Source organism: Bradyrhizobium sp. YR681, assembly GCF_000282615.1.
GTDB lineage: Bacteria > Pseudomonadota > Alphaproteobacteria > Rhizobiales > Xanthobacteraceae > Bradyrhizobium.
Genome location: NZ_AKIY01000240.1, coordinates 1 through 18,203, shown reverse-complemented (window position 1 = coordinate 18,203; position 18,203 = coordinate 1). Strand labels below are relative to the sequence as shown.

The window sequence follows — 18,203 nt, the reverse complement described above, 5'->3', positions numbered from 1 at the left end:
GGCTGCCGAGCTCGCCGAGCCGAGCCTCCCATTCCTGCCGGGCCGCCGCGCCGCGGCTGCCGGCCGCGCGCCACGCCTTCAGCACGTCGTCGGGCACCGAGAACGGCTCCTGCGAGATGCCGAGATTTTCCTTGGCGGCCTTGAGCTCCTCGGCGCCGAGCGCTTCGCCATGCACCTTGTTGGTGCCGGCCTTATGCGGCGCGCCGAAGCCGATGGTGGTGCGGCAGGCGATCAGCGTCGGCTTGCTCGACTTCTTGGCGCGGGTGATCGCGTCGGCGATCGCGGCCTGGTCGTGGCCGTCGATCTTCTCGGCGGCCCAGCCGCACGCCTTGAATCGCTTCACCTGGTCGACGGAGTCGGAGATCGAGGTCGGGCCGTCGATCGAGATGCCGTTGTCGTCGTAGAGAACGATCATCTTGTTGAGCTTCCAGTGCCCGGCCATGGCGATCGCTTCCTGCGACACGCCCTCCATCAGGTCGCCGTCGGAGGCGAGCACGTAGGTGTGGTGGTCGACGATCTTCTTGCCGAACTCCGCGGCGAGCATCTTCTCGGCGAGCGCCATGCCGACCGCGGTCGAGAGACCCTGGCCGAGCGGACCGGTGGTGGTCTCGACGCCCTTGGTGTGGCCGTGTTCGGGGTGGCCCGGCGTGAGCGATCCCAGCTGGCGGAAATCCTTGAGCTGGTCGATCGTCATCTCGGGGCTGCCGATCAAATGAAGCAGCGCATAGAGCAGCATCGATCCGTGGCCGGCGGACAGCACGAAGCGATCGCGGTCGGGCCAGTCCAGCGCAGCGGCGTCGAATTTCAGGAATTGCGTGAACAGCACCGTCGCCATGTCGGCGGCGCCCATCGGCAGGCCCGGATGGCCCGATTTCGCCTTCTCGACGCCGTCCATGGCAAGGCCGCGAATTGCGTTGGCCATACGGTTGTGATCGACCTGCGTCATGTCTGAAATCCGTCTGAAATGAGGCGCTTGTGGCTGTATTTGCCGCGCCGGAAGGAGCCTTTCGGCCGCTGGGGTCGCGGCTGGGATAGCATCTCGGTTCCGGCAGGCCAAGGCAATCAAACGCCGGTTTGGCCGTAAAAGTTGCTTAGCAGTGCATAGTTTCGCGGCGGCGTTGCGCTCGGCTAGCTTGCCACGTAAATTTCTGCTTCTAACCGCTTGCCGAACCGAGTCTTTTGCCGGACGGCAAGCTCCAGGGTAAAGGCCACCAGACAGGCCACAGGTTCCGCCGCTGACTGCATGAACGATCGCGTATCCAACAGCTCTGCCATGACGGAGTCCTCCGCCGTCGAGATCGAGATCGCGACCCGCAGGCTGATGGCGGCGCTCGACGCGCTCGAAAGCGCGGTGGAGCGGCGGCGCGATGCCGATCGCGACGAGAACGAGCTGGCGGCGCGCATCCAGGCGCTGGGCGCGGATCGCTCGCGCCTTGCCGACGAGCTCGACGGCGCGCTGGTGAAGGCGCGCAAGCTCGAGCGCACCAATCGCGAGATCTCCGACCGGCTGGATTCCGCAATCATCACGATACGCTCGGTGCTCGATACCGGAGAGGACGGATGAGCCACATCAACGTCACCATCAATGGCCGGCAATACCGCATGGCCTGCGAGGAGGGCCAGGAGGTGCGGCTGCTCAAGCTCGCCGAGAGCCTGGAGACGCGGATTCAATCGCTGCGCGGAAAATTCGGCGAGATCGGCGATGCCAGGCTCACCGTGATGGCGGCGCTGACCGTCTGCGACGAGCTGGTCGACGCCGGCAACCGCGTCCGCACCATGGAGCAGGAGCTGACGGAATTGCGGGATTTCCGCAACGCCGCCGTCGAGCGCGCCCGATTGACGCAGACCGCGGTGGTGAACGCGCTGAACTCGGCCGCCGAACGCATCGAGAAGTCGACCCAGGTCCTGAACCGGACGGTGGGCAACGGCATCGCGATCGGGTAGGGGCCGCTGCCAGGCAGGCGGTGTGCTCCCTCCCCCGCTCGCGGGGGAGGGTTGGGGAGAGGGTGTCTCCACAGTGAGACTCTCCCAGAGGTGAGAGCCCTCTCCCCAACCCTCTCCCGCAGGCGGGAGAGGGAGTTCACCGGTGGATTTGGCAAGCAAGTGGGCGCGCCCACTCACCGGGCTGGCGATTCGTCAGTATCGTTGTTACATTGGCCCGGCGAGGCTGCGACGCGCGTCAGGAGCCATATATCCCCGGGGCCTTATCGATCCTTTAGGGAACTGTCCCTGGCCGGGCCCGTGGGCCCGGACATATGGTGCCCACCTACTTTCGTAGGGAACTCCGGGATCGAGTGCTTCAACGGCGTACGCGGCTTCGCACTGTTTCTGTCTTCTGGTTCGGGCCCTTCGAATTGCGTCCCCGACACGCTGCGGTTTAGTTTCGGTGTCATGCCCCGCCTAGTGCGCAATTGCGCACGGGAGCGGGGCAACCAGTACGCCGCGGCGTCGATGTTTGATCACTGGCGTCTCTGGAATAGTGGATCACCCGCCTTCGCGGGTGATGACGGCGGAGCAAGCGCGCATGACCAACACCAAATCCCAACTCCGCGCCAAAGCCCTCGCGGCGCGCGACGCGCTCAGTGAGAAGAAGCGCAGCGCCGCCGCCGCTAGGCTCGCCAAGCGCGGGCTGCCGTTCAAGCTGCTGCCGGGCAGCATCGTTTCCGGCTACTCGCCGATCCGCAGCGAGATCGATCCGATGCCGCTGATGAGGAAGCTCGCCGAGGAGGGCGCCAGGCTGGCGCTGCCTTGCGTCACCGCGCGCGGCCAGTCGCTGGTCTTCCGCATCTTCCATCCGAACGACCGGCTGATGATGGGCCCGCTCGGCATTCCCGAGCCGTCGCCGGCGGCCGCCGAGATCATTCCAGACATCATGCTGACACCGCTCGCCGCCTTCGACCGTCTCGGCCATCGCATCGGCTATGGTGCGGGGCATTACGATTTCACCTTCGCGCATCTGCGAAAAGCCAAGCAGATCGTCGGCATCGGGCTCGCTTTTGCAGCGCAAGAGATCGAGGCCGTTCCCGCACTAGCCCACGACGTCGCGCTGGATTATGTGCTAACGGAATCGGACGTGTTTGATTTCCGGAGTTCTGAAGTTGCGCATTCTCTTCGTGGGTGATGTCGTCGGCCGGGCGGGGCGCAACGCCATCGCCGAATATCTGCCCGGCATGGTCAAGGACTGGTCGCTCGATCTCGTCGTCGTCAACGGCGAGAATTCGGCCGGCGGCTTCGGCATCACGGAAGCGATCTACCAGGAGTTTCTCGACGCCGGCGCCGATGCGGTGACGCTCGGCAACCACTCCTGGGACCAGCGCGAAGCCCTCGTCTTCATCGAGCGCGCCGAGCGCCTGGTGCGTCCCGCGAATTATCCGCGCGGCACGCCCGGCCGCGGCGCTGCCCTGGTCGAGACCAAGAACGGCAAGCACGCCCTCGTCGTCAACGCTTTGGGCCGCGTCTTCATGACCCCGTTCGACGATCCCTTTGCCGCGCTGGAGCGCGAGTTAGGGGCCTGTCCGCTCGGCGTTGCCGCCGACGCCATCGTCGTCGACTTCCACTGCGAGGCCAGCAGCGAGAAGCAGGGCATCGGCTTCTTCTGCGACGGCCGCGCCAGCCTCGTCGTCGGCACGCATACCCATGTCCCGACCGCCGACCACCAGATCCTTAGCGGCGGCACCGCCTACATGACCGACGCCGGCATGACCGGCGACTACGACTCCATCATCGGCATGCAGAAGGAAGAGCCGCTGCGGCGGTTCACGTCGGGGATTCCGTCGGGCCGGTTCGAGCCCGCGGCGGGCGCGGCGACGCTCAGCGGCGTCGCGGTGGAGACGGACGATGCGACGGGGCTTGCACTACGGGTTGCGCCCGTGCGCGTCGGCGGCCGGCTGGAGCCGACGACGCCGAAATTCTGGTTGAGCTGAGCAGCGGCGCGTCAAACTCGGAATCGTAGGGTGGGCAAAGGCGCACTTGCGCCGTGCCCACGATCTTTCTCGATCGTTAAAGGTGGTGGGCACGCTTCGCTTTGCCCACCCTACGAAACTGAAGGACGAAGCCACACCCTCGGTGTCGTCCCCGCCTAGTGCGCGATTGCGCACGGGTGCGCGGGGACCCATAACCACAGGGAGTGGTGTGGGGCACAACTCCCACTCCGAGTCTTCGCCAAACTACTCCCTGTGGGTATGGGTCCCGGATCTGCACTCCGCTTCGCTGCTTGTCCGGGACGACAGTGGAGATTGACGCGCGATCACGCGTCAATCTCACCGCGACGTCTACTCCGCCGTCTGCTCCCGCAACTCCGCCACATCCTTCGCCGTCAGCTTCGAGCCCTTCGTCCCGAACCGCGCCGTGACGTAGTTCGCGACCGCCGCGATCTCGTCGTTCGTATACGCATTGCCGAACGCCGGCATCGACAGCGCGCCATCAGGCGTGTGCCGCTTGGTGCCGGAGATCACGATCTGCGCGACGTTGGTGGCGGCGGGATCGTTGACGGCCCAGGTGCCGGTCAGCGTCGCCATCGGCGAGACCGGGCTTTCGCCGCTCCAGCCGTGGCAGCTGGCGCAGGCGCCGGCGAACAGCATCTTGCCGCGCGCATCGGCCGTCACGCCGTCCTTGTGCGAGGCTGGCGCAACCGGCGCCGTGGTCGCGGGCAGGTCGGGCGAGGGCACTGGCGGCACGCTGCGGAGATAAGCGACGATGCTGCTGATGTCTTCGGGGGCGAACTGGCTAAAGCTGTGATCGACCGCTTCGCCCATCGGACCCGAGGCCGAGCCGTGGCCCGGCGCGTGGCCGAGCGACAGATACGAGATCAGGTCCGCATCGCTCCAATTGCCGAGGCCCGTCGCCTTGTCGGAGGAGATGTTGAAGGCGCGCCAGCCGGCGGTGAGGGCACCGCCAAACTTCTTGCGGTTATCAAGCGCGAAGCCGAGATTGCGCGGCGTGTGGCACTCGCCGCAATGCGCCAGCGCCTCCGCAAGATACGCACCACGATTCCACTCCGGGCTCTTCGATGTATTAGGCGTAAAGCGCGTGTCCGGATTGAAAACGGCTGACCAAAAAATCATCGCCCAGCGCTGGTTGAAGGGGAACGACAGCGTGTTGTCGGGCGCCTTGGCGCGTATCGCCGGCAGGCTGAACAGATAGGCCTTCACCGCCAGGACGTCCTCGTCGGTCATGAAGGTGTAGGACGTATACGGCATCGCCGGATAAAGCCGGGCGCCGTCGCGGCGCTTGCCGTGCTGGACCGCGTTCAAAAACTCCTGGTCGCTGTAATTGCCGATGCCGGTGTCCCTGTCCGGCGTGATGTTGGTGGAATAGAGGGTGCCGAACGGCAGCTTGAAGCTGAGCCCGCCGGAATACTCCTTCTCGCCCGGCTTGGTGTGGCAGACCATGCAGTCGGCCGCCTTGGCGAGATATTCGCCGCGCTCGACCAGGCTCGCTTTCTCGAGCTTGGCCGGTACGCCCGTGGGCTTGCCGGCGCGATAGTCCGCCAGCGCCACTTTTGTGCCGCCGGCGAAATCGAGCGGGCCGGGGCCGCGGACGATGAAGACGCCGAGGCCTGCTGCGACGACGCCGATGACAACGACGCTTGTGAGGATACGCATCTTGCCGCTCATGCCTTTTTCCCCGCAGCCAGCAGTTTCCGATCGATCGGCAGGCGCCGCAGCGCCACGCCGGTTGCCGCGTAAATCGCGTTGCGCAGGGCAGGCGGCCCGGCCGTCGTGCCGGTCTCGCCGATGCCGCCGGGCGCCTCGCCGCTCTTGACGACGTGAACCTCGATCTTGGGCGTCTGGTTGATCCGCAGCATCCGGTAGTCGTTGAAGTTGGATTGCTGGACGCGCCCCTTCTCGATGGTGATCTCGCCATAGAGCGCGGCGGTCAGGCCGAAGATCAGCCCGCCCTCGACCTGGGCCACGATCGTGTCGGGGTTGACGGCGATGCCGGTGTCCACCACCGAGGTCGCACGGCGCAGATTGATCTCGCCCTGCTCGTCGACCTCCGCTTCCACGACGGTTGCGATGAAGCTTCCGAACGAGGGCTGCAGGCACACGCCGCGCCCGACGCGCGCCGGCAATGGTTGCCCCCAATTGGCTTTCTCTGCCGCAAGATTGAGGACCGACAGGAAGCGCGGCTGATTGGCCAGCATGCCACGGCGAAACGCGACCGGGTCCTTGCCCGCCTTGCGCGCCAGCTCGTCGATGAAGCATTCGACCGCAAACACGTTGTTGTTGGGGCCGACCCCGCGCCAGAACCCGGTCGGGATCGCCGGCGGTTCGGCCCTGACATATTCGACGTGAACATTCGGAATCTCGTAGGGCACGTCGGTGGCGCTGTCGATCGCATCGATGTCGATGCCCTTCTGGAACGCCGGCGGCAGCCAGCGCGCGATGATCGCAGCCCCGGCGATCTTGTATTTCCAGCCGGCGATCTTGCCGTCCGCCAGGGTCGCTGCGATCGTATCGCGATAGACCGGGCGGTAGACGTCGTGCTGGATGTCTTCTTCGCGGGTCCACACCACCTTGACCGGCCCGTCGACCTGCTTGGCGATGCGAACCGCCGCGACCACCATGTCCGGCTCGAGCTTACGGCCAAAGCCGCCGCCCAGCAGGTGCTGGTTGACGGTGACCTTCTCGACCGGCAGCCCGGCGGCCTTGGCCGCCTCCGACTGCACGCGCGCCATGATCTGCGTGCCGGTCCAGATTTCGCAGGAATCGGGCTTGCAATGCACCGTCGCGTTCAACGGCTCCATCGTTGCGTGCGCGAGGAACGGCAGCTCGAACGAAGCCTCGAATTTTTCGCCGCTCGCGAGGCCCTTGGCGATGTCGCCGGTGGACCTGGCGACCACGCCGTCCTTTGCGCTGGCGGCGCGCAGATCGTCCCAGATCGCTTTCGAATTGATCTTCGCGTTCGGCCCCTCGTTCCATTCGATGTCGAGCGCGTCCAGGCCCTTCTTTGCCGCCCACATGTGATCGCCGACCACCGCGACGAGATCGTCGAGCACGACGATCTGCCGCACGCCCGGAATCTTTTTCGCGGCGCGGTCATCGACCTTGCCGACCTTGCCGCCGAACACCGGGCACTGCGCCAGCGTCGCGAACTTCATGCCCGGCACGATGGCGTCGATGCCGTAGACCGCCTTGCCGTTGACCTTGTCGGGGGTGTCGAGCCGCTTGAACGGCTGGCCGATGTAGACGAAATCCTTGGGGTCCTTGAGCGCGGGGGTCTTGGGCGGCGTCTGGCCGCTTGCGGCCGCCGCAAGCGCGCCATAGGCGAGCGTCCGGCCGCTCGCCTTGTGGGTCACCACACCCTTCGACGTCGTGCAGCTGGCGGGCTCGACGCCCCATTGCGCGGCTGCGGCCTGCACCAGCATGGCACGCGCGCTGGCGCCGGCGTCGCGCAGCGGCTTCCAGAAGGCGCGGACCGACGTGGAGCCTCCGGTCGCCTGAATGATGAAAATGGGATTGCCGTAGAGCTTCTCGTTGGCCGGGGCGTGCAGCAACTGGACCTTGGACCAATCCGCGTCGAGCTCTTCCGCCAGGATCATCGAGACCGCGGTGTAGATTCCCTGTCCCATCTCGACTTGCGGCATCACCAGCGTGGTCCCGCCGTCTGCGTCGATCCGGATGAAGGCGTTGGGTGCGAACTTGCCGTCGGTCACGTCGGGCGGCTGCACCGGCTCGTTGGGAGCGGCGCGCAGCGGCAGATGGAAGGCGAGCAGGAAGCCGGTGGCGAGACCGCCGGTCAGCAGCGTGCGGCGTGAAACGTTGTGATGTGCATTCATCGCGGACCTCACGACTGCTTGCCGTTGGCGGCGTGCTTGATGGCCTCGCGGATGCGGACATAGGTGCCGCAGCGGCAGATGTTGCCGGCCATCGCGGCGTCGATGTCGGAATCATCGGGATTCGGCGTTGTCGCCAGAAGCGCCGCGGCCGCCATGATCTGGCCGGACTGGCAGTAGCCGCACTGGATCACTTCGGCCTCCAGCCAGGCCTTCTGCACCTTGGCGCCTGCGGGCGTGCTGCCGACATGCTCGATGGTGGTGATGGCGCGGTTTGCGACCGCGCCGACCGGCAGCACGCAGGAGCGCACCGCCTTGCCGTCGACATGCACCGTGCAGGCGCCGCATTGCGCGATGCCGCAGCCGAATTTGGTGCCGGTCATTCCGAGGACGTCGCGCAGCACCCACAGCAGCGGCATGTCCGGTGGCGCGTCGAAGGATTTCGCTTCGCCGTTGATGGTGAGAACAGTTGCCATATGCATCCCCTTGCTCGACGATCGCTTGCGGCGATCTGGTCGACGAATTTGCGCGACCATAATCATAACGACGCGAAACGATGAAGCGTCGAAATTTCTCGCAATGCATATTTGCGCGAGCGAAGCGTCAGGCCATGACGTTCACGAATTTGTGCGGCGACCGAAGCAAACGTTTTGGGCGAATTGGTATGATAAGCGTCATGTTTTGACGCATTTTCATCATGCGGCCCGTTGATCGCCGCAGACGATCGTGCGAATGCGCAAAATCATGCGATGACGAAAGTCGTGCGTTTGGGAAAAGTGTGCGCGGCACGTGCTCGCCTGCGGCCATCCTTCGAGACGCCCGCTTGCGGCGGGCCCTCAGGATGAGGACGGAATGTGTGGCGGTCGTCTCGAAGGACGAGGCGCGCGTTCAGAATCGTAGGGTGGGCAAAGGCGCACTTGCGCCGTGCCCACGAACTTTGCAAGACAGGCGCGAGGGCATCTTCCGCCTTCGCTCTTCGAGCTACGGCGGACAAGTCGCATTGCCCACCCTGCGGCGCTGCACGCGGCGTACGCCTTGTGTCAGGTGACCGCGCCCCGCGCCGCGACCGGCCAAAGCGCCTCCACGCGGGCATCCGGCGTATTGAAGCCGCGCACGCCCACATACCAGTCGTAGAGATTGACGGTCGGGTCGCAATGACCCGGAATGAGCGTCACCTTGTCGCCAATCGTCAGCCGGGACGAAGCGCCGTCGAAGTCGAGCACGCCGTGCTCGTCAGAGGGCCGGTGATAGCGCAGGTCGGGCCGGCCCAGCACGACCGGAAATCCGCTGTCGTTTGACAGGGCCTTGTGGCCCGCATCGATGACCGCGCGTTCGCCGGAGGCGGTGCTCATCACGGTCGCGATCACGAACAGCGCATGCTCAAACAGGTTGGCATTGCGCGTCCCGTCGGCGACGTTTTTCGCGTAGTCGGCGTCCATGAAAATATAGGAGCCGGCCTGCAATTCGTTCCAGACGCCGCTCGCGCCTTCGAGTTCGAACGTCCCGGTTCCCGCACCTCCAATCGTCCGGCATTGAAAGCCCGCTTCCTTGAGGACGCCAATTGTCTCCGTGGTCGCATTCGCGGCGCTGGCGATGGCCGCGCGCCGCTCCTCCGGCGTGCGCAAGTGCTGGGCGGAGCCGTGGTAGGCCTGCAACCCGCCGAACGAGAGGAAGCGTGACCCCGCCACCTGCCGCGCCAGGACGGCTGCGGCTGGCCCCGGCCTGACGCCGCAGCGACCGGCGCCGACGTCGACCTCGACCAGGACTTCGATCTGCGAGCCGGCCCGTTCCGCGGCGCGTGCCAGCTGCTCAAGCGCGATCGAATCGTCGACGCAAACGCTGATGCGCGCGTGGCGCGCGAGCGACGCGAGCCGCTCCAGCTTCCGCAGGCCCACCACCTCGTTGCTGACGAGGACGTCACTCACCCCGCCCGCCACCAGGATCTCGGCTTCGGCAACCTTCTGGCAGCACATGCCGACCGCGCCGCGCGCAATCTGCTTGGCCGCGATGATCGGCGACTTATGGGTCTTCGCATGCGGACGCAACCGAACGCCGAGCTTGCCGACCGCTGCCGCCATCGTGTCGAGATTGCGCTCGAAGGCGTCGAGGTCGATGATCAGCGCCGGTGTATCGATCTCGGAAAGCGGCGCGCCGATTTGGGTGGGTGGAAGGGACATCAAAAACCAGCTGATTGTGTTCGGGCTCGCACCACGAATGTGCGGCGGCCTTTCTATGGCAACAACGGCCGCCGCACCAGTGCTGGCGGCTTCGACGCTCAGGAGGCGGCGGGATCGGGCTCCCCATTGTTGTGCCCTCTCCCCTTGCGGGAGAGGGCGGCGACGCTGCAAGACACAACCCCATTAGGGTGAGGGGTATCTCTCGGCATGCTCATTTGCAGATGCGAGCGCGGATAGAACCCCTCATCCGGCGCCATAGCCGAAGCTTCGCTTCGGCGTTCCCAAGAACGGCGGCAAAAGGCCGCCTGTGCCACCTTCTCCCGCAAGGGGAGAAGGAAGAGGCTTGCATCGCGATTTCGGAATAATAGCATTGTACCCCTGTTTTGCCCGACGGGTCAAGAGCTCATCAGGCGCCTCGCGTACGATGAGGGGCAAGCCATTGATTCCTCACGCCCCGGCTACTGTGCATGGGGTTGTTTTTCAGATTTTTGATTCAATGGCCCTCAGCTCTGCCGAAAACCCATCCGGAAGGCGCCCCAGTGCTTGCCGCGGATTACGATCGGCGAGGACAAATCCTTCATCAGCACGAACTGGCCGCCGCCCATGTCGCGGCGGTAGGTCTGGAGCAGAAACGGCTTGGTGTTGGCCGCGACCTTCGCCACCGTACGATCGGTGAAGAGGCGGCGGTTGCGGCAATTGGCGTTGTTCCAGACCGGGTCCTTGCCCTGCGGCAGGCGGTAGTTCGGATTGTGGGTCGGCAGGTACCCGCCTTTGGACCAGGCGACGCAGAACACGATACGGGGATCGGATTTCTGGAGCGGGTCCTGGATCGCGGGCAGCACGCGGTCGGTGAAGTCGACGTAGTTGGTGAGGAACTGTTTTGGATCGGTGCCGGGAATCTCGCGGTATTTCTCGTCCATGAGCTGGTCGAGCGTGATCTCGCCGCGGTCGATCGCCGCCTCGAACTCGGCCGCGATCCGCTTCGCGGTCTCGACGACGGCGCGGATCAGCGGCGCGTCCGAGGTCTCGACGCCGCTGTCGGCGATCAGTGCGATCAGGCCCTCCGACGTGTCGAGCAGCTTGGTCACGCGCTGATCGGCGCTCCTGAGATCGCGCGAGGAGAGGTCGACGCCCTTGGCGAGCTCGCTGAGCTCGCTGATGACGGTGTCGCAGTGCCCGAGATTGGAAGTTGCCGCGCGCGTGACGCTGTCGATCTCGGCCTCCACCGAGGCAAAGCCCTGCTGGACGCGCGAGATGATGCTCGAGATCGCTTGCGCGCCTTCGCCGGCGGTCTTGGCGCGCTGCGAGGCGTCGCTGCTCTCGCCGATCAGGCCTTCGATCTGGCCGTCGAGATCGCGCACGGTGTCGGAGATCTGGTGCGTGGCCTGGCGGGTGGCTTCCGCGAGGTTCTTCACCTCGCTCGCGACCACGGCAAAGCCGCGGCCGGCATTGCCGGCGCGCGCCGCTTCGATGGTGGCGTTCAGCGCCAGCAGATTGGTCTGCTTCGCGATCGCCTCGATCGAGCCGGAGACCTTCGCCACCTGCGCCAGCGCCGAGCCGACGGCGGAGAGGCGGGCCTCGATCCGCTCCACGGCCGCGACGAGCTCGGAAATGTGGTTGACCGCGGTGTCGACCGCGCTGCGCGACTGCGCGATCTCGCCGACCGCGGCGGACGTGGTGGTCTGCACCGCCTGCGACGCATTGGCGATGTCGTGGTTGGCCGAGACCATCGTCTCGGCGGTCTTCTGGAGGTGGTGGAACCGTTCCGACTGGCCGGCGACGCGGTTGGCGACTTCCTGGACATTGCCGGCAATGTCGGCGAGCTCCACGCCGAGACCGCCGATACGGTCGGCGAGCTGGTCGATCAGCCGCTCGGCCAGCGTCCGGTTCGATCCGGTATCGAGGACTGCAAGTTGTGCGAGGGACATGTACGGGCTTTCTCCAGTCAGAGCCGTCGATCGGCTCTCCGCGGCATTCCCAGTCCAATTTCGACCTTAGAGGATGATTCGCGCCGGGCGTCTTGCCTGAGCGTGCACTAGAGCTTGTAGGCCGTGCGGAATCCGCCCCAGTGCCGGCCCTGCACGCGGATCGGGACGTCGATCTCGCGCATCATCACCGTATTGCCGTTGCCCATGTCGCGGGCATAGCTCTGGACCAGGTACGAGCGCAGGTTGTGGGCGGCGGCGAGCCCGGCCGGATCGTTGAAGATCCGCCGGTTGCGGCTGTTGGCGGTATTCCAGGCGACGTCGCCCGGACGCTGCGGGTGCGAATAGATCTTGTTGTGCACCGGCAAAAAGCCGTTGCGGTCGACCATGGCGCAGAACGCCATGCGCGGGTCCTTGGCGAGGAAAGCTTCCTGGAACGGCGGCAGCGCGCGGTCGGCCCAGTCGAGATATTTCGTGCGGTATTGCTGCGGGGCGGTGCCTGGTATCTCCGCGTAATCGGTATCGAAGAGGTCATCGATCTTGACCTCGCCGCGCGCGACCGCCTGTTCGAAAATCCGGGTCAGTGCGGTGCCCGCTTCCATGGCGCGGGTGACGAACTCGGTATTCTCCTCGTGGATCGACCACAGCCTGTCTTCGATCTTCTCGCGGAGTTCGGTGCTCGGGCTGACGAATTGCGCGCGGGCGCCGGCCTTGGACTGCTCGGTCACGCGCAGGCGGCAGGCGCCGACCTGTTCGAGGGTGCCTTCGATCATCGCCTGCGGGGCAAGCCGGCCGGCATCCGCGCCGCCGATCAGCACCCCGTCCATCGCAATCTCGTAGACAGGCATTACGCCGCGCGCGGTCTCGAATTTGAGATGGCAGGGCAGCCGCTCGGTCTTGCGGCGGTCGTCGTGCTCGCTCTGCTTGAGGAGCACCGCGCAACGCGATTTCAGCTTCTGCGCGAAGGTGGTCACGGCCTTGCCGGCGCTGGCGACGTGCTCGCCATGGGTCTCGGCGGCCTTGGTCGCGGCGTCGATCTCGGCCGCGCTCTCGCCGACCGAGACGATGAAGTCCGAGGCGCTGGCGGCGTTGCCGGAGACTTCGCTGGTGGTGGCGTTCTGCTCGGCGACCGCGCCATTGACGGTCTCGAACACCGGGCGGATCGCCTCGATCGCCTGGGAGATGCGGTGCACGGCATCGGCCGAGCCTGCGGCGTCGCGCTGGAGCGCGTCGATCTTTTTGGTGATCTCTTCCGTCGCGCCCTGGGTCTGCACCGCGAGCGCTTTCACTTCCGTGGCGACGACCGCAAAGCCTTTTCCCGCAGCGCCGGCGCGCGCGGCCTCGATGGTCGAGTTGAGCGCGAGCAGCGTCGTCTGCCGTGCGATCTGGGCGATCAGGTTGACGACATTGCCGATGGCGGCGGAGGATTCGCGCAGGCGGTCGACATTGGCACGGGCTTCCTGCGCCGCGGTGCTGGCTTCGTCTGCGAGCTTGCCGGCCGCGCGGACCTGCGCGCCGATGCCTTGCGCGGACTGGGTGAACTTGTCGGCGGCATGGGCGAAGGTGGATGCGGTCGACTGCGCGGCGTTGGTGCGGCCGGTGAGGGCGTCGGTGCGCTGGCGGATGTCCGCAAGCGTCGCCGCCGTCGCCTCGGCACCGCCGGCGACCGAATTGGCGGCGCGCTCGAGCTGGCGGATCATGGCGCCGAGCTCGAGTTCCAGCAGCTCGAGGATCTCCCTGGCCGAATCGCCCTCAGCGGCCGGAACGGGCTCGGAATGGGCCGGCGCCTGCGCAGCCTGCGGGGTTGCCGCGGGCGCAGCCAAGTCCGGCAGACGCTTCCGAAATAGTCCGAATGCCATCAGGTCTCTCTTGTGGGGGAACCGTCGGGCGCTATTTTCGCAGGCTGGAATGAAATCAGGGTTAACGGTGCCTGACATCTAGGCACGGGCCGTTACGGTGGCTACCTTTACAGTGCTACCTTAACGCGGCAGGGCCCTTTGATTCCGGTGGGTTGGCAGCCTATAAGGCCGCGCTTCCCACGCTCACCTCATGGCAGACGATTCCCTAGAGAAGACCACGCATGGCCGGACATTCCCAATTCAAGAACATCATGCACCGCAAGGGGCGGCAGGATGCCCAGAAGTCGAAGCTGTTCGGCAAGCTGGCGCGGGAAATCACCGTCGCCGCCAAGCTGGGGACACCCGACCCCGCCATGAACCCACGCTTGCGCGCGGCGATCATCGCGGCGCGGCAGGAGAACATGCCGAAGGACAATATCGAGCGCGCCGTCAAGAAGGCGCTCGGCAATGAAGGCGAGAACTATGACGAGATCCGCTACGAGGGCTACGGCCCCGGCGGCGTCGCCGTCATCGTGGAGGCGCTGACCGACAACCGCAACCGCGCCGCCTCCGACATCCGCTCCTTCTTCACCAAGTCGGGCGGAAATCTCGGCGAAACCGGCTCGGTGTCGTTCATGTTCGACCGCACCGGCATCATCGAATATGACCGCAGCGTCGCCGATGACGACGCGGTGCTCGATGCCGCGATCGAGGCTGGCGCCGATGACGTCGTCTCGGGCGAGGGCGGACATGAGATCTACGCCTCGACCGAAGGCTATCGCGACGTCGCCAAGGCGCTGGAAGCCAAGTTCGGCGAGCCGCGCAAGGCCGCGCTGATCTGGAAGCCGCAGAACACGGTCGCCGTCGACGACGAGACCGGCGAGAAGCTGCTCAAGCTGATGGACCTGCTCAACGAGCACGACGACGTCCAGCACGTCTACGCCAATTTCGAGGTGTCGGACGCGCTGATGGCGAAGATGGGCGGCTGACGCCAGTCTCGTGTCCCGGACGCGCCGCAGCGTGAAACGCTGCTGCGCAGAGCCGGGATCCAGAGCCTCAAGCGCCGGCGGCAACATGGGCCCCCGTACAGCGGCGCACCGCTCCGCGCCGCGCCCGGGGCACGGGCCCGCCTTTCCCCTGTTACTTCCGTTCTGTTTCTGTTTCCCCCACGGCGGCCAGCCGCTATCACTGGCCCATGACCGTGCTCCCGATTCGTGGCCCCGTTCGCATCATCGGCATCGACCCCGGCTTGCGCCGCACCGGCTGGGGCGTGATCGAGGCCGAGGGCAACCGTTTGATCTACGTCGCCTGCGGCTCGGTGGAACCGCCGGACGACCTGCCGCTGGCGAGCCGGCTGCTCGCGATCCATGAGGGGCTCGCCGCCGTCCTGTCCGGTCACAAGCCGATGGAAGCCGCGGTCGAGCAGACCTTCGTGAACAAGGACGGCGTCGCGACGCTGAAGCTTGGACAGGCCCGCGGCGTCGCCATGCTGGCGCCCGCGATGTTCGGCATCTCCGTTGCCGAATATGCGCCGAACCAGGTCAAGAAGACCGTGGTCGGCGCCGGCCATGCCGACAAGCACCAGATCGCGATGATGCTGAAGATATTGCTGCCGAAAGCCGAGCCGCCGTCAGCCGATGCGGCCGACGCGCTCGCCATCGCCATCACCCACGCCCATCACCGCCAGAGCACGGCGTTGCGGCTGAAGGTGGTCGGAATATGATCGGCAAGCTCAAGGGCCTGATCGATTCCTACGGCGAGGATTATGTGCTCCTCGACGTTGGCGGCGTCGGTTACCAGGTGCATTGCTCGGCCCGCACGTTGCAGCTTCTGCCGTCGCCCGGCGAGGCCGCGGTGCTGTCGATCGAGACTTACGTCCGCGAGGACCAGATCAAGCTGTTCGGCTTCCGCACCGACCAGGAGCGCGAATGGTTTCGCCTGCTCCAGACCGTGCAGGGCGTCGGCGCCAAGGTTGCGCTCGCGGTGCTCGGCACGCTGGCGCCTTCCGACCTCGCCAATGCCATTGCGCTGCGCGACAAGGCCGCGGTGGCGCGCACGCCCGGTGTCGGCCCCAAGGTCGCCGAGCGCATCGTCACCGAGCTGAAGGACAAGGCGCCGGCCTTCGCCAATGTCGATCCCGCCGTCGTGCACCTCGCCGGCGCCGTTGACGACCAGCGCGCGCCGCGCCCGGTCGCGGATGCCATCTCCGCGCTGGTCAATCTCGGTTATGGCCAGCCGCAGGCGGCCGCGGCCATTGCCTCGGCCTCGCGCAGCGCGGGTGAGAATGCCGAGACGGCGCAGCTCATCCGGCTTGGTCTGAAGGAGCTCGCGAAGTGAGCGACCCCAAGGCCAACCGCATGGTCTCGCCCGAACGCCGCAGCGACGATGTCGGCGACACCGCGCTACGCCCGCAATCGCTGTCCGATTTCGTCGGCCAGCAGCAGGCGCGCAAGAACCTGTCGATCTTCATCGAGGCGGCGCGCAAGCGCGGCGAGGCGCTGGATCACGTGCTGTTCGTCGGCCCGCCTGGCCTGGGCAAGACCACGCTGGCGCAGATCGTGGCCAAAGAGCTTGGCGTCGGCTTTCGCGCGACGTCAGGTCCCGTGATCGCCAAGGCCGGCGACCTCGCCGCCCTTCTCACCAATCTCGAAGAACGCGACGTGCTCTTCATCGATGAGATCCATCGCCTCAGCCCGGCAGTGGAAGAGGTGCTCTATCCCGCGATGGAGGATTTTCAGCTCGACCTCATCATCGGCGAGGGGCCGGCGGCGCGCTCGGTGAAGATCGAGCTGTCGAAATTCACCCTGGTCGGCGCCACCACGCGCGCCGGCCTGCTCACCAATCCCTTGCGCGACCGCTTCGGCATTCCGGTGCGGCTGAATTTCTACACCATCGAAGAGCTGGAAAGCATCGTCACCCGCGGCGCGCGCGTGCTCAATGTCGGCATGAGCACTGATGGCGCCAACGAGATCGCGCGCCGCGCCCGCGGCACGCCGCGTATCGCCGGGCGCCTTTTGCGCCGCGTGCGCGATTTCGCCTCCGCTGCCGATGCCGCATCGATCGACCGCAAGATCGCCGACCACGCGCTGAGCGCGCTCGAGGTCGATGCCGCCGGCCTCGATGCCATGGACCGCCGCTATCTCACGACCATCGCGATGAACTACGGCGGCGGCCCGGTCGGCGTCGAGACCATGGCCGCCGCATTGTCCGAGCCGCGCGATGCGATCGAGGACATCATCGAGCCTTATCTGATCCAGTGCGGCTACCTCCAGCGCACGCCGCGCGGCCGCCTGCTCACCTCGCACGCATTCCGCCATCTCGGCATTGCCGAACCCTCGCGCGACGCGGCGGCACAGTTCGGCCTGTTCGGCACGGACGAGAGCGACGACTGATCTGGCGCGATTGCAAAGCGCTCCTAATGTCATGAACTTCCGGTAATCTCCGTGCAGACCGTCTGCACGGAGATGCAGACGGTCTGCACGAGCGCACCCCAATTCCGCTCCATTCGGGCCGCATCAGGAAAGCACATCACCATCAGGCTTCCATGATCACGCGCCGTCATCTCATCCGTTCCATCGGCGGCCTGTCCGCCCTCGGCATCTCGACCGCGGCCTACGGCGTCGGCATCGAGCCGCAGCGGCTCCGCGTCACCCGCTATCATCCGACGCCGCGGCAATGGCCGGCGGATCTTGCGCTCAAGATCGCCGTCGTCACCGACATTCATGCCTGCGATCCCTGGATGTCGCTGGAGCGGATCGAGGGCATCGTCGACCGCACCAATGCGCTCAAGCCTGATATCATCGTGTTGCTCGGCGACTACGTCGCCGGTGTCCATCAGGTTACGCGTTTCATTCCGTCGAGCGAATGGGCTAGGGTGCTCGCGGGCCTGAAAGCACCGCTCGGCGTCCATGCCGTCATGGGCAATCACGACTATTGGGTCGACAGGGCCGTGCAGCAGGCCGGGCACGGACCGACGCTGGCGCATCGTGCGCTGGAGGCAGTCGGCATTCCCGTCTACGAGAACGACGCCGTGCGTCTTACCAAGGACGGCCGATCCTTCTGGCTCGCCGGCCTCGGCGACCAGCTCGCCTACTATCCCGCAAAGCGCTATGGCCGAGCGCATCGGCTTGGTGCGGACGATCTGGCGGGCACGCTGGCGAAGGTGACCGACGACGCGCCGGTCATCCTGCTCGCGCACGAGCCCAATATCGCGCCGCTCGTACCCGCGCGGGTCGCGCTGCAACTGTCCGGACATACCCATGGAGGCCAGGTTCGCCTGCTCGGCTGGTCCCCGGCCGTCTCGGCCAAGCACGGGCTGCGGCTCGCCTATGGCCATTTCAGGCTGAAATGCGACCTCATCGTTTCCGGCGGCCTTGGTTGCAGCATCATGCCCGTCCGCGTCGGCGTGCCGCCGGAGATCGTCGAGGTGACGCTGGGAAGGACACCAGCCATTGCATAACCCGCGCTTGCGCGGCTGGCCGGTTTT

At 66.1% G+C, this 18,203-nt stretch carries 17 protein-coding genes and 1 other RNA gene; 10 read left to right on the top strand and 8 right to left on the bottom strand.

Features of this window, described 5'->3' with window-relative positions; all coding sequences use genetic code 11:
* Both PMI42_RS25635 and PMI42_RS39380 read right to left on the bottom strand, forming a co-directional pair.
* Positions 1–946: thiamine pyrophosphate-binding protein (locus PMI42_RS25635; protein WP_008139470.1), on the bottom strand; the 946-nt coding region annotated here is incomplete at its 3' end.
* Between the two features lie 182 nt (positions 947–1,128).
* The gene (locus tag PMI42_RS39380) at positions 1,129–1,275 is read right to left on the bottom strand and encodes a hypothetical protein (protein ID WP_157195824.1); all 147 of its coding nucleotides are present in this window, start codon (positions 1,273–1,275) and stop codon (positions 1,129–1,131) included.
* Between PMI42_RS39380 and PMI42_RS25630 the strand changes: the two genes are divergently transcribed.
* The 5 genes from PMI42_RS25630 to PMI42_RS25615 all read left to right on the top strand — a co-directional run bounded on the left by PMI42_RS25630 (position 1,244) and on the right by PMI42_RS25615 (position 3,923).
* Positions 1,244–1,564: a DUF4164 domain-containing protein gene (locus PMI42_RS25630; protein ID WP_035966622.1), complete on the top strand. Its 321-nt coding sequence runs from the start codon at positions 1,244–1,246 to the stop codon at positions 1,562–1,564. The two genes, PMI42_RS39380 and PMI42_RS25630, sit on opposite strands and share 32 nt — an antisense overlap.
* Positions 1,561–1,944, top strand: a complete 384-nt coding sequence (locus PMI42_RS25625) for a cell division protein ZapA (RefSeq protein ID WP_008139468.1) — start codon at positions 1,561–1,563, stop codon at positions 1,942–1,944. The genes PMI42_RS25630 and PMI42_RS25625 overlap by 4 nt, the downstream gene beginning before the upstream one ends.
* A 217-nt stretch (positions 1,945–2,161) precedes the next feature.
* A non-coding RNA gene (ssrS, locus tag PMI42_RS37685) (6S RNA) lies at positions 2,162–2,322 on the top strand.
* Between the two features lie 202 nt (positions 2,323–2,524).
* The gene (locus PMI42_RS25620; protein ID WP_008139467.1) at positions 2,525–3,121 is read left to right on the top strand and encodes a 5-formyltetrahydrofolate cyclo-ligase; all 597 of its coding nucleotides are present in this window, start codon (positions 2,525–2,527) and stop codon (positions 3,119–3,121) included.
* Positions 3,099–3,923, top strand: a complete 825-nt coding sequence (locus PMI42_RS25615; protein WP_008139466.1) for a TIGR00282 family metallophosphoesterase — start codon at positions 3,099–3,101, stop codon at positions 3,921–3,923. Before PMI42_RS25620 ends, PMI42_RS25615 begins: the two co-directional genes overlap by 23 nt.
* A gap of 348 nt (positions 3,924–4,271) precedes the next feature.
* Here PMI42_RS25615 and PMI42_RS25610 read toward each other — a convergent pair whose 3' ends face one another.
* The 6 genes from PMI42_RS25610 to PMI42_RS25585 form a co-directional block, all read right to left on the bottom strand.
* Positions 4,272–5,615, bottom strand: a complete 1,344-nt coding sequence (locus tag PMI42_RS25610) for a c-type cytochrome (RefSeq protein ID WP_008139465.1) — start codon at positions 5,613–5,615, stop codon at positions 4,272–4,274.
* A complete protein-coding gene (locus PMI42_RS25605) occupies positions 5,612–7,780 on the bottom strand; it encodes a xanthine dehydrogenase family protein molybdopterin-binding subunit (RefSeq protein WP_008139464.1) in 2,169 nt (722 codons plus the stop codon). The genes PMI42_RS25610 and PMI42_RS25605 overlap by 4 nt, the downstream gene beginning before the upstream one ends.
* Positions 7,781–7,788: 8 nt before the next feature.
* Positions 7,789–8,253, bottom strand: coding sequence for a (2Fe-2S)-binding protein (locus tag PMI42_RS25600; protein ID WP_193376347.1), 465 nt, complete (start codon positions 8,251–8,253; stop codon positions 7,789–7,791).
* A 564-nt stretch (positions 8,254–8,817) separates the two neighbouring features.
* Positions 8,818–9,954: a DSD1 family PLP-dependent enzyme gene (locus PMI42_RS25595; RefSeq protein ID WP_008139462.1), complete on the bottom strand. Its 1,137-nt coding sequence runs from the start codon at positions 9,952–9,954 to the stop codon at positions 8,818–8,820.
* A 503-nt stretch (positions 9,955–10,457) separates the two neighbouring features.
* Positions 10,458–11,882 (bottom strand): methyl-accepting chemotaxis protein, encoded by a 1,425-nt coding sequence (locus tag PMI42_RS25590; protein WP_008139461.1) that lies wholly within the window; start codon positions 11,880–11,882, stop codon positions 10,458–10,460.
* Between the two features lie 107 nt (positions 11,883–11,989).
* The gene (locus PMI42_RS25585) at positions 11,990–13,738 is read right to left on the bottom strand and encodes a methyl-accepting chemotaxis protein (RefSeq protein ID WP_008139460.1); all 1,749 of its coding nucleotides are present in this window, start codon (positions 13,736–13,738) and stop codon (positions 11,990–11,992) included.
* Between the two features lie 221 nt (positions 13,739–13,959).
* Here PMI42_RS25585 and PMI42_RS25580 point away from each other — a divergent pair, with 221 nt between their 5' ends.
* From PMI42_RS25580 to PMI42_RS25560, 5 genes are all read left to right on the top strand, one after another.
* Positions 13,960–14,706, top strand: a complete 747-nt coding sequence (locus PMI42_RS25580) for a YebC/PmpR family DNA-binding transcriptional regulator (RefSeq protein ID WP_008139459.1) — start codon at positions 13,960–13,962, stop codon at positions 14,704–14,706.
* 206 nt (positions 14,707–14,912) lie between these two features.
* Positions 14,913–15,440: a crossover junction endodeoxyribonuclease RuvC gene (ruvC, locus tag PMI42_RS25575; protein WP_008139458.1), complete on the top strand. Its 528-nt coding sequence runs from the start codon at positions 14,913–14,915 to the stop codon at positions 15,438–15,440.
* On the top strand, positions 15,437–16,054 hold the full coding sequence (gene ruvA / locus PMI42_RS25570) for a Holliday junction branch migration protein RuvA (protein WP_008139457.1): 618 nt from the start codon (positions 15,437–15,439) through the stop codon (positions 16,052–16,054). Before ruvC ends, ruvA begins: the two co-directional genes overlap by 4 nt.
* A complete protein-coding gene (ruvB, locus tag PMI42_RS25565) occupies positions 16,051–17,109 on the top strand; it encodes a Holliday junction branch migration DNA helicase RuvB (RefSeq protein ID WP_008139456.1) in 1,059 nt (352 codons plus the stop codon). Before ruvA ends, ruvB begins: the two co-directional genes overlap by 4 nt.
* Positions 17,110–17,261: 152 nt before the next feature.
* A complete protein-coding gene (locus PMI42_RS25560; RefSeq protein ID WP_008139455.1) occupies positions 17,262–18,176 on the top strand; it encodes a metallophosphoesterase in 915 nt (304 codons plus the stop codon).
* Positions 18,177–18,203 lie beyond the last annotated feature (27 nt).

Excerpts from the sequence above, each read along its gene's own strand:
- PMI42_RS25630 (WP_035966622.1), top strand. The coding sequence starts at position 1,244 with ATGAACGATCGCGTATCCAACAGCTCTGCCATGACGGAGTCCTCCGCC.
- PMI42_RS39380 (WP_157195824.1), bottom strand. The coding sequence starts at position 1,275 with ATGGCAGAGCTGTTGGATACGCGATCGTTCATGCAGTCAGCGGCGGAA.
- PMI42_RS25625 (WP_008139468.1), top strand. The coding sequence starts at position 1,561 with ATGAGCCACATCAACGTCACCATCAATGGCCGGCAATACCGCATGGCC.
- PMI42_RS25620 (WP_008139467.1), top strand. The coding sequence starts at position 2,525 with ATGACCAACACCAAATCCCAACTCCGCGCCAAAGCCCTCGCGGCGCGC.
- PMI42_RS25610 (WP_008139465.1), bottom strand. The coding sequence starts at position 5,615 with ATGAGCGGCAAGATGCGTATCCTCACAAGCGTCGTTGTCATCGGCGTC.
- PMI42_RS25605 (WP_008139464.1), bottom strand. The coding sequence starts at position 7,780 with ATGAATGCACATCACAACGTTTCACGCCGCACGCTGCTGACCGGCGGT.
- PMI42_RS25600 (WP_193376347.1), bottom strand. The coding sequence starts at position 8,253 with ATGGCAACTGTTCTCACCATCAACGGCGAAGCGAAATCCTTCGACGCG.
- PMI42_RS25595 (WP_008139462.1), bottom strand. The coding sequence starts at position 9,954 with ATGTCCCTTCCACCCACCCAAATCGGCGCGCCGCTTTCCGAGATCGAT.
- PMI42_RS25590 (WP_008139461.1), bottom strand. The coding sequence starts at position 11,882 with ATGTCCCTCGCACAACTTGCAGTCCTCGATACCGGATCGAACCGGACG.
- PMI42_RS25585 (WP_008139460.1), bottom strand. The coding sequence starts at position 13,738 with ATGGCATTCGGACTATTTCGGAAGCGTCTGCCGGACTTGGCTGCGCCC.
- PMI42_RS25580 (WP_008139459.1), top strand. The coding sequence starts at position 13,960 with ATGGCCGGACATTCCCAATTCAAGAACATCATGCACCGCAAGGGGCGG.
- ruvC (WP_008139458.1), top strand. The coding sequence starts at position 14,913 with ATGACCGTGCTCCCGATTCGTGGCCCCGTTCGCATCATCGGCATCGAC.
- ruvA (WP_008139457.1), top strand. The coding sequence starts at position 15,437 with ATGATCGGCAAGCTCAAGGGCCTGATCGATTCCTACGGCGAGGATTAT.
- PMI42_RS25560 (WP_008139455.1), top strand. The coding sequence starts at position 17,262 with ATGATCACGCGCCGTCATCTCATCCGTTCCATCGGCGGCCTGTCCGCC.